This window comes from Chryseobacterium sp. AG363, assembly GCF_003610675.1.
Classification (GTDB): domain Bacteria; phylum Bacteroidota; class Bacteroidia; order Flavobacteriales; family Weeksellaceae; genus Chryseobacterium; species Chryseobacterium cucumeris.
Map to the genome: position 1 here is coordinate 64672 of NZ_RAQF01000007.1, position 15496 is coordinate 80167.

Annotated in this window: 12 protein-coding genes; all 12 read right to left on the bottom strand. The window is 35.3% G+C overall.

Going from position 1 to position 15496, the window contains the following annotated elements; genetic code table 11:
* Positions 1–12: 12 nt before the first annotated feature.
* Positions 13–2325, bottom strand: coding sequence for a GAF domain-containing protein (locus DEU39_RS21790; RefSeq protein ID WP_062675592.1), 2313 nt, complete (start codon positions 2323–2325; stop codon positions 13–15).
* A 309-nt stretch (positions 2326–2634) separates the two neighbouring features.
* Complete coding sequence (locus DEU39_RS21795) at positions 2635–3693, bottom strand: SH3 domain-containing protein (protein ID WP_183037459.1); 1059 nt, start codon at positions 3691–3693, stop codon at positions 2635–2637.
* 87 nt (positions 3694–3780) lie between these two features.
* Positions 3781–5616: a hypothetical protein gene (locus tag DEU39_RS24550; protein ID WP_183037460.1), complete on the bottom strand. Its 1836-nt coding sequence runs from the start codon at positions 5614–5616 to the stop codon at positions 3781–3783.
* A gap of 429 nt (positions 5617–6045) precedes the next feature.
* Positions 6046–6897, bottom strand: coding sequence for a PAAR-like protein (locus DEU39_RS21805; RefSeq protein ID WP_120233369.1), 852 nt, complete (start codon positions 6895–6897; stop codon positions 6046–6048).
* On the bottom strand, positions 6894–7922 hold the full coding sequence (locus DEU39_RS21810; protein ID WP_120233370.1) for a LysM peptidoglycan-binding domain-containing protein: 1029 nt from the start codon (positions 7920–7922) through the stop codon (positions 6894–6896). Before DEU39_RS21810 ends, DEU39_RS21805 begins: the two co-directional genes overlap by 4 nt.
* Positions 7923–8076: 154 nt before the next feature.
* Positions 8077–9456 carry an NADH-quinone oxidoreductase subunit N gene (locus tag DEU39_RS21815; RefSeq protein ID WP_120233371.1) on the bottom strand — a complete coding sequence of 460 codons (1380 nt, stop codon included), beginning with the start codon at positions 9454–9456 and terminating at the stop codon, positions 8077–8079.
* 16 nt (positions 9457–9472) lie between these two features.
* Entirely contained in the window at positions 9473–10966 is a 1494-nt protein-coding gene (locus DEU39_RS21820) for a NuoM family protein (RefSeq protein ID WP_062675590.1), read from the bottom strand.
* A 2-nt stretch (positions 10967–10968) separates the two neighbouring features.
* A complete protein-coding gene (nuoL, locus tag DEU39_RS21825; protein ID WP_120233372.1) occupies positions 10969–12882 on the bottom strand; it encodes an NADH-quinone oxidoreductase subunit L in 1914 nt (637 codons plus the stop codon).
* A gap of 2 nt (positions 12883–12884) precedes the next feature.
* Positions 12885–13214: an NADH-quinone oxidoreductase subunit NuoK gene (nuoK, locus tag DEU39_RS21830; RefSeq protein WP_002983557.1), complete on the bottom strand. Its 330-nt coding sequence runs from the start codon at positions 13212–13214 to the stop codon at positions 12885–12887.
* Positions 13215–13219: 5 nt separating this feature from the next.
* The gene (locus DEU39_RS21835) at positions 13220–13717 is read right to left on the bottom strand and encodes an NADH-quinone oxidoreductase subunit J (protein ID WP_034693417.1); all 498 of its coding nucleotides are present in this window, start codon (positions 13715–13717) and stop codon (positions 13220–13222) included.
* Positions 13717–14274 carry a NuoI/complex I 23 kDa subunit family protein gene (locus DEU39_RS21840; RefSeq protein WP_040996950.1) on the bottom strand — a complete coding sequence of 186 codons (558 nt, stop codon included), beginning with the start codon at positions 14272–14274 and terminating at the stop codon, positions 13717–13719. The genes DEU39_RS21835 and DEU39_RS21840 overlap by 1 nt, the downstream gene beginning before the upstream one ends.
* Before the next feature lie 124 nt (positions 14275–14398).
* On the bottom strand, positions 14399–15463 hold the full coding sequence (gene nuoH, locus DEU39_RS21845; protein WP_120233373.1) for an NADH-quinone oxidoreductase subunit NuoH: 1065 nt from the start codon (positions 15461–15463) through the stop codon (positions 14399–14401).
* Positions 15464–15496: the final 33 nt, after the last annotated feature.

The window sequence follows — 15496 nt, forward strand, 5'->3', positions numbered from 1 at the left end:
TAAGCATTATTTTTATTCCTGCGGAAGTGTAAATGATACTCTCAATGCCAGTAATCCCGTAATTCCCTGAAGGTCTTCTACTCTTAAAAATTCTATATCATTTTGTAAAACTCCTTTTTTCTGCAGTTTGGAAATGTAGTCAAGGTATTCTTTCTGGTTTTCCATGCCGAAATAAACGATGGTGATCTTTCCGGGAGCAGTGATGCGTTCTGAAGAATCTTTCACATGGGCTTTGTCCAGACGTTTTTTGATAATCTCATAATAGGAGTTGTAAGCTCCATCTACATCAAAGCGTTTTTCATCCATTCTGAAACGGATGTCTATTTTTTCATTATAGACGAAAATCAGTGAAGCAATATCAAGTGGTACCGGAAGATACTTTTTGAACGACTGAAATTCAAGCTCCATTTTACAGATGGTTTTCAGCTGCCAGTATCTCAGTTTGTGAACTACTTTCGAAGTATAGTGCAGCTCAGGAGCTATGGTAGAACCAATATATAGATTATGCTCTACGCCATCAGACTTAAATCTTTCATAATAATGCGGGAAAATTTCCTGTGCTTTTACCTGGCTTTCGTCCAGCATATCTGCCAGTTTTCGGTTGACCAGCGTGATAGAGTCATCAAGGTTTTTCCTGTGGTGATAAAACAGATCCGTAGAAGTAAAGATGTGTGAAAAATAGTCTTTGATTTTTGTTTTTATTTCTCTGGAGGTTCTTACTTCCAGTTTTCCCTGTAAAAAAGGATGAATTTCTTCCCTTAATAATCTCTGAAAACGTTGTTCCGTATCAGCTTTGATCTCATTGTTGATCTCATTCTCAAAAACATCCAGTGCCAGTACAAATTTTTCCGAATCGGAATTGGTGAGTGTCAAAACTTCATTCAGCCATTCAATTTGTTGATTAAGATCCTGCAGCATCAGATTAAAACGTTTTTCAGAAGAAGAACGGATATCTGAAACCCCAAACAAAGGTGTCAGATTTTTGAATGCAATCTGTTTTAAAGTATAAATTTTCTTTCCAAGCGATGCTGTAAAATATTTCTCAGCTTCATTTCTGAACTTCCATACCACACTGTCATGGATGGTTGTATATTCACGCTGGATAATGGCTTCAATCTGGTAATTTTTCTCAAAATAAAATCTGTTCAGAGAAAAAAGAACCATATCAGTAAAAAACTCAAGTTTTTTAAGCTTTAAGCCATTGAAACTTCCGGCAATAGGAGAGGTGAATTCCATGATTGCAAGAAGCTCACCATCTTTCATGATAGGAATTACCATGAAGCTGTTCACATTATTATCCTTTAAAATACTGAAGGAAGGAAGCAGCTTGACATTTTCGTCCAGGTTGTTTACATTGGAGACAACTACAGGCTTTGAATTATGATTTAAATTATTGAAGGTACTCTTACGGGTTTCTTCATCAAATGCATTGATCCAGAAATCCAGGATATGATTCGTAAGAAGACTCTCATAAATCGGGAGTTTATCCAGCTTCTGTTCCTTTTTATTGAAAGTCATCAGTCCGAAGCTCAATTCCGGAACATCAAAGTAAGATTTGAAAATTTCCGTAAGATTTTCGTTGGGATTCATATTTTCCGGATCAATTTCAATCATGCTTGATTTCAGATCGGAAAGGGCGACTTCAGAGGTACAGTCTACCAGTGAAATAATCGTAAATCCTTTTAATATCCACGATTGAGAAGGGAAATACTTTTTCCAGAGTTTAAAATCATCCAGATTTTCCAAAAGCATATCCAGAATATCATCAGATGGAATTTTGGCATCTTCTGTAGGAGTAATTTCCGTAAAGTCAGAATTGACCGTAATTTTATAATGTTTCATGATTCCCTGTTTATTGGGAATATCATAATAAAACGGAAGCGTACTTTTAATATCTTTTTTAAAGTAGCTTTGAAGAATCAGACAACAGCAGAACACATAAAATTCATTATCTGAAATATTTCTGAGTTCTATTTCGAAGTCTTTTCCGGCATCTTTCAGAATATCCTTAAACCTTTCGGTATAGTTGAAGGTGATATTGGAAAGCGGAATGCTTGCCGCCTTTATTTCGTTTTTGGTAAGGCCTGTTGGGAAAAGATCCGCAAGAAGCAGTCTGATCAGGTCTTCGTATTTTTCAAGAAGGGCAGTATCCTGGAAGCCTTCTCTGAGCTCTTTAAAGTTTCTTGTGCTTTCAATCAAAGACTCTGCGTAGTTCACTCTGTATTCCAGTCTGTCATTATAGCGGATATGTTCCAGAACATCCAAATATTTTTTGAATGATATATAAACCTGAAAGGGAGAGTCTTTTTTATAGAGATTAGCCAAGAGCTGAAAAATTTAGAGTAAAGTTATGAAAAAATCACTATTTATAAATTTGTTATTAATTGTTGAAAATAGCCTTTTCTATCACTTTATTTTTGTTTTATAGTGAAATTATTAACAAGAATATTAAATTTAGTGAATCTCTGTTTCTTTTTATAAAAATATCTGAGCTTTTTTATATGGTAATACATTTTTAATAAAATAAAAGCTTCCATTGACTATAGAAAAGCTTTATAGTTAAAATGTTGACAATGGCGAAAAAGAAGGAAAAATCGTCTAAATGTTACTAACCGAAATATATTTTATTACGTATTACTCATTCTTTATTCTACTTTTATGAATATAACCTTTTTTGCCATCTTTTGTTTCCACAAGCCACCAATCTCCACTGTCATCTAAAACTTTTACCTGTTCACCAGATTTTATTTTTTGTAAAACTTCTGAAGTGGTATTTTTATCTTTTCTTAAATTGGTATACCCGTCAGGGTCATTAATTATTTTATTGTCGTCCGGACCATTGAATATTTCTAAGTTTTCACAAAAGACTTTTAATCTTTCATTACCATAATAACTGTTGTGTTCTAACTTTTTAATAAAGCCTTTGTTTTTATTGATAAAACTCTGAACATCTCCAATATCACCTACATTTAATGACTTTTCACATAAAAAAGCAATACTTTTATCACATTCTGCATAGTCGAGTTGATTTTTATACATCATATTGAGAATTTCTCCCAATGAATCATATCCGTTTCCTTCCTTTGCTTCAGAAAGTATCTCTTTTGTTTTGCCTTTATAAACAATCTGTTCAATGTCATTCACTATACCGCTTCTAAGCACAAATTGTTGATTTTTATTTTTTCTTCCGAAGATTAATTCATGAAAAGATGTTGTGTTTGAAAAATCGAAATCTTTGAAAGCAAAACTTACAAGATCTTTATCTTCATTATATCCATAATATAAAACCAGATCTTTTGTAAGATAAGGATCTCTCATTTTCAGGATTTTTAACGCCGTTTTATCTTTATAAATAATAAATTTATTATACTGATATAAAATATCTGGCGTGATAGAATATTTAGCATCAGAATCGCTATCCTGTACTAATATATATGCTTTACTTTTTATAGCAACTTCCGGAAAATCTGATATTCTCAGGGAGACAATCCTATTGGTATATTCATCAATATTTACCCCGTAAACTTCTGATATTCTTTTGGAAAACAATTCAGAATCAGGAAATTTATAATTGAAGTTTTCTAAAGATTTAGCTCCGTAATTGATAATATCTGGTGAAAGATTATCATAATTGAACTTAGTGTTATCACCTTCTTCAATCAGGTTATAGGGAGCTTTATTTTGTGAATTCATTTGTTTGTTCGTTTTATTTTGTCCACATGATAATGTGAATATTAATAATACTATTTGTGGCAGATTCTTATTCATTACTAATTTATTTTAAATTCCTGTCCATTTTGTAGTTCCATATGCTGGGTTATCCCATTGTGATTCTTTTACTTGACGCGGCTCAACAATAAAATGTACAGGTCTATTATCTCCTAAACTTAAATCAGGTATTTCTTTAACAAAGTTTTTAACAGGTGTTGTGTCTTTTCCAGAATTGAATGTGAAACAACCTACTGAAAAGCGTGGGCAATAATGATGCAGTGCAACCCCTCCTCTTGCCCCATCAGGTCCATTTATTCCATTTTCATCACCTGCAGATTTTGATTCAGAATCAATTACATAAACTAAATATTTTTGACTATCTAAACCTGGGACTAGGAAGTATTCACCAGGGGGAATTTCATTATATTTTCCAAATCTTTTATCAGAATGTTTAAAGGTTTCATTAGAAGATTTGGAATAAGTTTGATGTGTATCTCTACTTAAGTATGTTGTATAGTCAGGGTTAGGTAGTTTATTTTCTCCTTTAAGTTTTTTGAATGTTGCCAACGTAATATCTTTGTAGACTGTTGTCTGGTACATGATCCAATATATATTTTGCGCTGGATCTTTTTCACTTCTCTTATCGGTTCCAGACACTAAAATTACTGTCCCTTTTTCAGTGGAAGTTGATTTGTTCTTTCCTAATGTACATTCATTTACTTTTAAATGAGACACACTTTTTTTAAAGAAATCAGTTGCTACATCCAGATTTTTTAAGCCTACATTTATTTTTTTTCTAACAGGTCTTACATTTTTTACATCATTAACCATTAATGTAGAATTACTCAGCCCTTTACCTTTCCAGTCTGCCAATGCACTGAGAACAGCATATTTTGGCTCTGTGGGCATGTCATAGTAAGTAATAAAATCAAATAGATCTACATCTTTTATAGTTTTTTGTTTTCTGTTTTCTTCAAATTCAAATTTATCAAAATGCTTTATCCTTTTTTCCGAAGATATTAATTCGCTGTAGATTTTTGCGGGAACATATTCTTTAATCAAACCCATTGCAGATTTGTAATTACCTTTGCCCGTTAATTGAATCAAGCCTTTTCCCCGGAAGTTAAAGCCATCTCCGCTGGCTTCATTTCCATTGCCGTTACCAAACCCGTTTTCAGCCGCATATAAAAAACTGAATAACTTTTTTTGATCGGGTCTTTCATTACAGAATTCTTCAATCTGTCCTCTTTTATCCAATAGTTTACCGCGATCCCCAAAAGTACCACTGCGAATATTTCTTGGAATATATTTTACATTTCCTTCTGCCATTTCTTTTTCTCTAAAATGGGTTTCTGCTGCAATTTGAGCTAGAAAATGAGCTTTTTTTGCACATGTATTTATTCCAAAATCTAATTTATATTTATTAATCCAATTGACACAATCCATTCTGAAAGTTTTGTCACTTTCCCCAAATATTTCTTTTATCTCATCCCAAGTGAAATCTTTTTCACACCTCGGGCATTTCCCTTCAGAACCTTGCTGATTAGGATCCTGTCCCACATTGCTGGCGGTCTCGGGGTTTTCCGGTGGAGGATTGATGCCATTTCCTTTTACCGCAATGATCTGATTCAGAACCTGAACTGTTTGTGGGCTGAAGGTGGAAATATTATTATGTTTAACTACCAAATAGTATTCATGTTCTCCTCCATCTATCATAAAAGATATTCCACTTCCCTGAGCTTTTTTCATCATCAATTCAGTAAGGACTATATTTTCATCATTTACTCCATTAGCATTAACTGCAATTTCTTTTTCATAAAGTAGTGTATTTTCGTCTTTGTTGTGTCCGGTGTCTGCTGTTGTGTCTCGTTCCCAAACCTGTAAAATCAGCTTTTCTTTAAACATATTCTGCGTTTTTATTTCCGCAACTATGGTCTGACCATATTTAGGTTTTATTGTAATCTTTTTTTTATTGCTGTCAAGGAGCGTTAATGATATAATTTTAGGTGCTCCTTTCGTGGGTCTTATGTAAATAATGGTATTGCCTTTTTTTTCAGGAGAATTCAGATACCCCTCTACAAAGAATTCCTGTCCAAGAGCTTTTTCTTCAAAAGTAAATGTCCCCGTTGCCCCTTTCTTTTTAATATTGGTAGAAGTATAACTTCCATTATTTCTTTTTCTGAAGAGTTCCCAAGTGACATTATTCCCATTTCTTTGGCTGGCAGGAGTTTCCTTATACCATTCTGTAACTGAATAGGATGCCGAAGCACCAATTTGTGGATTTGTGGGACCTGTTATTTTTGCTACACCTTTTTTTGACATTGCCTTATAATTTTAATGTGCATAACTATTTTCATTATCAATCTCTTCTTTCAGCTCATCAATGTTCACTATGGGATTATAAATATTCTGTTCCTGAGAATCAGCATTGGCAATCTGTGTTTTGCTGATTCCGTTTTGTTGCCCATGCTTCAGGACCGTAATTTTTCCGCCGGTAGTGCACATCAATTCAGAAATTTCTGTTAGACAACTTTTCCCCATTACCTTCACTTTTTCATAGGTTTTCTGCCATTTTCCTGCGGGAGCATAGGTACAAGGTAGATATCCTCCAGAACTCGGCTTTAGTTTACATTGACCGAAAGGTTGCACAGATGGATCAAATTGTAAATCATCTTCTGTTACAGCCAAATAATCATCTTGACCTTCTGCATTATTCCAGTAATGTTTTTGATGACTTGTCACTTTAAATCTTGGAAATTTGAACCCCTGATTACATTGGCATATACCTTTTTGAATAACGAAATATTTTCCATCATGTTCGTTGGAGTCCTTATTTTCCTCTTCAGTCTTCTTAGTCTCTTTTTGATTTTTTGAAGAAGTATTGCCTAACTCTCCCGCAGATGAATCTTCGTTTGAACTTTCATTATTATCAGGATGAGTTTTAGTATTGCTTTTCTGCATATCAGAATTTTTATCTTCGTTCGGTCTGATGCTTTTATCATTAGCTAAAAACTCTTGGTCTTCAGGAATACAAATTTGTTTCCCTGCCTTTAACTCTCCATGTATAATATCATTTTGGGGGCATGAAAGATTATGAAAAGTTTTTAAGTAGTTCTCATCTTTTATATTGAACTTTTGGGCAATATCGGCAAAAGTATCATTGTTCTTTGTGATATAAATTTTCATTTTTGTGTTTTTAGATTTAAGTAGTGTTTATAAAATAGTTCATTCCTATGACAAATACATATTGTGGCACTTGCTTCCGCTAATTGTTTAGTAAATTTATTTGTGAAATAATGTATTTCTATGCTGGCGTTTATACTATCTTCCTGTTTTTCGTTTTCAAAACGAGATCCTTTTATTAATTCCTGAAGACTGCAATTCTCTGCAATTATTCCTTTAATAACTGTTTCAACATATTCTATATTTTCATGGAAATATTCGGCATTAAAATCAAATTTCAAGGGAAAAGAATTGGGGTATATTTTGAAACGTTCTACCCAGCTTGATTTTCTGCTAAACCAATTTATATCAGGAAATAATACTTTATTTAATAAGGTAGAGCTTATCTTTTTTAGAAAATATTTTTCATTTGAGATATTTTCATAGAATAAATCAATATAGGCTTTTGAAGGCGCACCTGTAAAAAAATCTCTGATAGCTGTTTGATTATCTTTAAATTTTTGTACTAAAGTTTTATGATTGGCAAATGAAGAAATTTTTCCATCAGGTGATATAATAAATGGAATGGGAGAGACTGTTTCCATACAAGCTAGCGCAAGGGAACTTACTTTGTCATCTGGTGTGCAGTTGTTTTTTTTGAAATTTTTTTGTCTCTTTTTTGCAATAATCTGGGTTGCCTTCTGATCTATTTCAATATTAACTTTATAATTAAATGTTAGTTCATTTTTATTGAATTGCTGTATATTTTCTGTGATATTATATTCATCAGCGTGAAGCGAAGCTAAATCCTGGGCTGAAGGAAGTCTTTTTTGTAATAGGTCTTCATATTCTTCTTTAGAAACATAGGCTATAGGTATCAAAATAAAATCGACTCCCCTCAGGCTTTCAAACCACAACTTATCCATCTTCCCGCAGTTTTGATTATGAAACTCTTTTAGGTCGTGTTTGTTCATATTCATACGAAATGCAATAGAGTTGAGGCTATCATCTGGCTTCACTTTATATTTGATAAAATCTTTTTTCATCATCAATTTTTTTCAAATAATGTAAATCTATAAAATTTCAAAAAGATAAACTGTAGTAATTCTACGATAAGTGATAAATAAATTTTAAAGTAATTATATCAACAAAAAAACCTCCCATTAAATGGAAGGTTTTAATATCATTTATAATAAGGTCGTTTTACAACCCGAAAATTCTTGCAAACATATCCGGGAAAACTCCTAGGATGATAATCAGGGCAATAACCACTACTGCAATAATGTTGTAAGTAAGGGTTACTTTTTCTGATGATTTGAATGTTGATTCTTTAAAGAAGAACATCGCAATGATCAGTCTTAGATAGTAGGCAATGGATAGGGCAGAACCTAACACAGCTACCAGTACTAAGAATGCAGCACCGTTCATCGCCTGGGAGAATAAAGCAAATTTCCCCATGAAACCAGCTGTTAACGGAACTCCTGCCATTGAAAGCATTGAGATCGTTGCTGCTGTTGCCAATAAAGGTTCTGTTTTTGCCAATCCTTTGAAAGCTCCGAAAGACGTTTCTCTTTTTAATTTCTCTACCCAGATCAGACACATGAAAACTCCTACTGTAGATAAAGAGTAAGCAAACAGATAGAAGGCAAGGTTATAAGTAGAAAGACTTGTCATTCCGAAGAATACCAATCCGATATATCCTGCGTGAGATACTGAAGAGTATGCCAGCATTCTTTTTGCATTCGTCTGAGCAAGACCCATAACGTTTGCCAAAAGTAATGTAATGATTAAGAATACCCCTAAAACATTAATCCATTCGTGAGTAACCCCAGCGAAACCAAGCGTCATCAATCTGAACAGGGCAAAGAATCCTGAGATCTTTACTACACTCGCCATGAAAGCTGTGATTAATGAAGGAGAACCTGCATATACATCAGGGCTCCACATATGGAAAGGTGCTAAAGCTACCTTGAATGCCAATGCGCAAAGAATCAGTAATACACCTAAGATGAACATTACATTTCCAGCATTTGCTACTCCAAAGTCGTGGATTTTGTACAGATCAAAACTTCCTGCACTTCCATAGATGAACGCAATCCCGAACAGTAAGAAACCTGTTGCGAATGCACCCATAAGGAAATATTTAATAGAAGCTTCGTTGGATCTCAGATCAGTTTTGTTAGCTCCCGCCATTACATATAACGGAATAGAAAGGATCTCAACTCCTAAGAACATCGTCACCAGGTTCTGGTATCCGAAAAGGATGATCCCTCCACATAATGCGAATAGCATCAATGCATATAATTCTGACTGGTGGCTTCTGTGGTTGCTGAAAGCAAAACCGCCCAGGAAGAATAACAATAATGTTGTTACGATTGATATTTTAGTGAATAATGCGGTATTGTCACTGTACTCATACATATGCTTGTAATGGTCGAAAAACGAACATTCCGGCATAAAACTTACGTACAATGCGATGATTAATCCCAAAATCCCAATGTATCTTGCGAATTTTCCTTGTTCAAAAACTCCTGAAAATAACGCAATAACTGCCGTTAGGAAAACAATAATTAAAACACTCATTTCTTAAAATATCAAATTAACTTACCATTGATTGGTAGATAAACTTCACCGAACTACTCACCATGTCGATTACCGGTTGTGGAAAAATACCTAGTAAAATCACAAAAACCGCTAAACTTGCCAATACAGAAAATTCTACGCCTGATAAATCTTTTGCTGTACTTAAAACGGCTTCATCTCCTTCTCCAAACATTGCTTTTCCGTAGAATCTTAATAAATACACCGCACAAAGAATTACCGTAAGACCAGCAATTACTGCTGCTGTTCCGTTAAAATCATAAACCGATTTCAACAAAATAAATTCCCCGATGAATCCATTGGTTAATGGAACTCCCATTGAACCTAATATAATGATCAGGAACAACACCGCAAACTTAGGCGCTACTTTAGCTAAACCTCCCATTTGTCTGATGTCTCTTGATTTAAATCTCTTGTATAAAATATCACAACAGTAGAATAATCCTACCACGTTGATACCGTGAGCAAATGTCTGTACCAAAGCTCCTTCAGCACCTTCTACATTGAAAGTTCCTCTCAAAGTAACTACTGCTGAAGCGAAGATCCCTGCTACCATTAATCCTACGTGAGAGAAAGATGAATACGCAATGATTCTCTTCATATCCGTTTGGATGATCGCAATCAATGCACCATGAACAATTCCCACGATGGCAAGAATAATTACAATCTGTCCTGAAATTCCGGCAATCGGAAGCGGAGTGATTGGAAGTAAGTATCGCATTACACCATATACTGCCATCTTCAGCATGATCCCTGATAATAACATAGATCCCTGAGTAGGAGAGTAGGTATACGTGTCAGGCTGCCATGTATGGAAAGGGAATACCGGTAATTTCACTGCAAAAGCAAAGAAAATAAACCAGAATACCACAGTCTGCTGTACTTCATTCAGCTGAGCATTATATAAATCTGTTAAAGCGAATGATGCAGAGTGGTTGTACACATAAATCAATCCGGCTAACATAAATAATGATCCCACGAAAGTATATACGAAGAATTTCGTAGTGAATTCAAACCTTTTATTCTCTTGTCCCCAAAGTCCGGCAATGAACCAAATTGGAATCAAAGTTACTTCCCAGAAAATGTAGAATAACAATCCGTCTAAAGAAGTGAATACTCCTACAAGACCAAACTGCATCAATAGAATCAGTCCGTAGAATGTATTTCTATAGTTTACATTTTCGTTGAAAGATGATAAAATAATGATTGGAGCCAGAATATTGGTCAGTAATAAAAGAAGCATGCTCATTCCATCGATACCGAAGTGAAGAGAGCTCTTCATAAATTGTGACCATGGATAATTGATCTCATGCTGCAATACGCTGTCTACTGTCGGAGTAAAATCAAAATCCGAAAGTACGTAAAACGTAAGGAGCATTTGTACCAATGCAATTCCAAGCGCCAAATATTTGCTGGAATTATTCTTCCAGGCAAAAACTAATCCCGAACCTACTAGAGGTAATAGTAATAATGTTAATAACAAACAAGACATTATTATTGTAATAAAAAGTTAACAATTAATATAATTCCCACCGCTAAAGACATGATAAGGATATATGTCTCTACATTTCCGTTCTGTACACGCTTCATAGCTTTTCCGCTGTCTTCAGCACCATCACCTACAAAGTTTACAAAACGGTCTAAGATACCCTTATCAAACATTTTTCCTCCGCGTCCTAATCCTTCAACAGTTTTTACAATCAATGCGTTGTAAAGTTCGTCAACATATAATTTCTTAGCAGAAAGCTTTTCCCATCCGGTATAGTTTTCCTCTGCAACAGCCATCTTTTTCTTACTTACATAAGTATTTCTAACAATGAACCATACAGTGAAGAACATCAAGACTGTAGCTGCTAATAAGATCATTTCAGTATTGAAAGGTACTCCTGAAAGAGTAGCTTCCATCTGGCTGTAGCTTTGTTCCGTAAGAACCGGCTTTAACCATTCCATCAGTTTGGCATAATGCCCATGACCGATAAAGTGTGGCAGGTTGATAAAACCTCCGATTACAGAAAGAATAGCCAATACGATCAATGGTAATGTCATATTTGACGGGCTTTCATGTAAGTGGTGTTTCTGTTCTTCAGTACCTCTGAATTCTCCGTGGAATGTCAGGTAGTATAGTCTGAACATATACGTTGCAGTCATTGCCGCTAAAACAAATAAGATTACCCAGTAAACAGGGTTTTTAGCGAAAGCTGCTACTAAAATTTCGTCTTTGGAGATCATCCCTGATAATAAAGGAAAACCTGAGATGGCTAATGTTCCGATAAGGAATGTAGCGTGGGTAAGAGGAATATATTTTTTAAGACCTCCCATGAAACGCATATCCTGTTCGTTGCTCATAGCATGGATTACAGAACCTGCACCTAAGAATAATAACGCTTTAAAGAATGCGTGTGTCATTACGTGGAACATTGCTGTTGTATAGGCACCAAGACCTAAAGCGATGAACATAAATCCAAGCTGTGAAACTGTAGAATAAGCCAACACTTTTTTGATATCGTTTTGACGTAGTGCATAGAACCCTGCCAAAGCAGCAGTTAAGAACCCGATGAATAAAATTCCTCCCTGTACAGTTGGTGCTAAAGTAAATAAGAAATTGGATCTTACTACCAAATAGATACCTGCTGTTACCATCGTTGCCGCGTGGATCAACGCTGATACAGGAGTTGGTCCCGCCATCGCATCCGGTAACCATGTATATAATGGAACCTGAGCAGATTTACCGGTAGCACCGATGAATAAACTCGCTGTGATAAAGATAATCACTGTTCCGTCTAATTCAAATTTTGAAGCGTTTTCTGCTACAGAAAGATAATCTACAGCATTGGTTTGAGAAGCGATCATGAAGATACCGATCAATAACGCAAGGTCACCAATTCTGTTCATGATGAAAGCTTTTCTTGCTGCTTTACCATATTCTTCGTTGGTATACCAGAATCCGATCAACAGGTAAGAACAAAGACCTACACCTTCCCATCCAATGAACAGGATAAGGTAGTTGCTTCCCATTACTAAAAGTAACATCGAGAAGATGAAAAGATTCAGGTAAGTAAAGAACTTGTAGAATCCTTTATCATGACTCATATATCCGATAGAGTATAAGTGGATCAGTGAACCGATACCCGTAATGATCATCACCATCATTAAAGAAAGCTGATCAATCTGGAATCCAAAATTAATCTGAACTCCGTTGACTCTAAACCATTCAAAAGCTTTTACAATGACAGGCTGGCTTTCAGAATTGAAATTCATGAAAAGGCTTACTGCAATACAGAAAGATCCGAAAACTACAGCAGTAGCCAGAGATCCTACCAATATTTTTGGAAGATTTTTCCCGAACAGCCCGTTAATAAGAAACCCTAAAAGTGGTAAAAGTACTATTGCATATACTAGATTCTCCATTCTTATCCTCTTAATTTATTAAATATACTCACATCTACAGAACGGGTGTTTCTATATAGCATCGCAATAATTGCAAGACCTACTGCTACTTCAGCAGCAGCTACCACCATAATGAAGAAAACTAAAAGCTGTCCGTCGCCGTTGCCTTTATACGCTGAAAAAGCTGCCAATAAAAGGTTTACAGAATTCAGCATAAGCTCTACACAGCCCAGAATCACAATAGCATTTTTTCTAAGCAATACTCCCATTACTCCCAGACAGAACAATACTGATGAAAGAATGATGAAGTAGTCCAAAGGGATGCTTTGTATAAATGTATTTACTTCTCCCATAATTTTTATAAATCTTTTTTACCGATTAATACCGCGCCTACAATACCTGCCAGAATTAGGATGGAAGCAAGCTCAAACGGTAAAACATATTCATTAAACAAAAGTCTACCCAGATTTTTGGTAAGACCAACCCCTCTGTCTACATTTTCAACAACAATGTGATTGTCTTTTACTCCTCTGAAAACTCCTAATACACCTACCAAAAGAAGACCTGCCGTAAAAACTCCAACAAATTTTAAAGTATTGTTCTTCTTACTTTCGTCTTGTTTATTAAGGTTAAGCATCATTAAGATGTAAAGGAAAAGTACCATGATGGCACCTGCGTAAACAATAATCTGGATGATTGCCAGGAACTGTGCATTGAGAAGAATGTACATTCCGGCAATTGAAAACATCGTAACAATTAATGACAAAATAGCATAAAGAGGATTTCTTGCAAATACAAAGTAAACAGCACTTGCCACTGCTAAAAACGCCACCAAGAAAAATAAAAACTGATCCATTATTTTACCGCATTTTTTTGTTTCTCGGATTGTCTTGTCGTGATATCAATCCTTTCATTTATTTTTTCAACTAATTTATCTTTTCCGTAAATGAAAGAACCTCTGTTTGTTTCCACGTCTACCAATCTGTCAGTAAGATAGATGGCAGATTTAGGACAAGCTTCTTCACACATACCGCAGAAAATACATCTTAGCATATTGATTTCATATACTGAAGCGTATTTCTCTTCTCTGTAAAGACCTTTTTCCTCTTTAGTTCTTTCAGCAGCAGTCATCGTAATGGCTTCTGCAGGACAAGCTACCGCACAAAGTCCGCAAGCTGTACATCTTTCTCTGCCTTCTTCGTCTCTTTTCAAAACGTGCTGACCTCTCCAGATAGTCGTTCTTGGTTTCTGTACTTCCGGATATGAATATACTGCGGGAGCACCCTTTATCACGGTTCTTACAGCATGCTTAAATGTAATCCCCATCCCTGTAAAGATCGCAGGAAGGTAGATTTTTTCAGCAAGGGTCATTTCTTTATTGGAAACAACTTTTGATCTGTTTGTAAGTTTCATTTAATTATAGATATTAGATGTTAGACACCAGATTTTAGACTAATCTTGTCTGTTATCTTAATTTTTAATATTCAATATTCACACAAACTTAACAAGTTTCAAAAACCTGTTAGGTTTAGATAATTTAATTTCCAAACGCTAAAATTACAGCTCCTGTAATTAATAGGTTTACCAATGCCATAGGGATTAGTGTTTTCCATCCTAAGTGCATTAGCTGGTCATATCTGAATCTTGGAAGTGTCCATCTGATCCACATGAAGATCAGAATTCCAATTACTGTTTTCGTAAGGAATGCTACGATACTTAAAATCCCTGCAGTGTTTTCACCCCAGTTCTGAGTTACCCATTCAATACCAGGATAGTTATAACCTCCGAAGAAAAGGACAACCATAAAAGCATTAGAGATAAACATGTTCACATATTCTCCGAACATATATAAACCTAACTTCATGGATGAGTACTCTGTAGAGTATCCTGTTACCAATTCAGATTCACACTCAGGTAAATCGAACGGGTGTCTGTTGGTTTCTGCCAGAGCAGCTACAAAGAAAACAAGGAATGCAATCGGCTGGTAGAAAATGTTCCAGTTCAATCCAGAAACCCAAGGAATAACGCCCCATAATCTTCCGGTTGTCTGACTTTCAGTGATTTCTTTTAAATCCAAACTTCCAGACATCATAATGATAGAAAGAAGTGCTAATCCCATCGCCAATTCATAAGAAATCATCTGAGAAGAAGCACGGATAGCACCTAGTAATGAATATTTGTTGTTCGAAGCCCAACCTCCGATCATAATTCCGTAAACCCCGATGGAAGCCATACCGATGATGAAAAGTACACCAACATCGATGTTTGCTACCTGAAGATCAAAAGAAGTACCTGCAATATTTAAACTTTTACCCCAAGGAATTACAGCTCCTGTAATCAATGAAATAAACATTACCAGCGCTGGTCCTAATACGAAAAGGAATTTTTCTGCATTGGCAGGCGTAAAGTCTTCTTTGAAGAAAAACTTTCCACCGTCAGCAAGAGGCTGCAGCAATCCAAATGGTCCGGCTCTGTTAGGACCAATTCTATCCTGCATGATAGAGGCTACTTTTCTTTCTGCCCAGGTAGAGTAGGCTGCAATCGTCAGCGATAGCAGGAAAAGTGCTAGTACAAGTATAAGTTTAAATGTAAGTAAATCCATTTTTATTTAGATATTAAGATGTCAGATGCTAGA

Coding starts and splice junctions, on each gene's coding strand:
- DEU39_RS21835 (WP_034693417.1), bottom strand. CDS start 13,717: ATGGATCAGTTTTTATTTTTCTTGGTGGCGTTTTTAGCAGTGGCAAGT.
- DEU39_RS21795 (WP_183037459.1), bottom strand. CDS start 3,693: ATGAATTCACAAAATAAAGCTCCCTATAACCTGATTGAAGAAGGTGAT.
- DEU39_RS24550 (WP_183037460.1), bottom strand. CDS start 5,616: ATGTTTAAAGAAAAGCTGATTTTACAGGTTTGGGAACGAGACACAACA.
- nuoK (WP_002983557.1), bottom strand. CDS start 13,214: ATGGGAGAAGTAAATACATTTATACAAAGCATCCCTTTGGACTACTTC.
- DEU39_RS21840 (WP_040996950.1), bottom strand. CDS start 14,274: ATGAAACTTACAAACAGATCAAAAGTTGTTTCCAATAAAGAAATGACC.
- nuoH (WP_120233373.1), bottom strand. CDS start 15,463: ATGGATTTACTTACATTTAAACTTATACTTGTACTAGCACTTTTCCTG.
- DEU39_RS21820 (WP_062675590.1), bottom strand. CDS start 10,966: ATGTCTTGTTTGTTATTAACATTATTACTATTACCTCTAGTAGGTTCG.
- DEU39_RS21815 (WP_120233371.1), bottom strand. CDS start 9,456: ATGAGTGTTTTAATTATTGTTTTCCTAACGGCAGTTATTGCGTTATTT.
- nuoL (WP_120233372.1), bottom strand. CDS start 12,882: ATGGAGAATCTAGTATATGCAATAGTACTTTTACCACTTTTAGGGTTT.
- DEU39_RS21805 (WP_120233369.1), bottom strand. CDS start 6,897: ATGAAAATTTATATCACAAAGAACAATGATACTTTTGCCGATATTGCC.
- DEU39_RS21810 (WP_120233370.1), bottom strand. CDS start 7,922: ATGATGAAAAAAGATTTTATCAAATATAAAGTGAAGCCAGATGATAGC.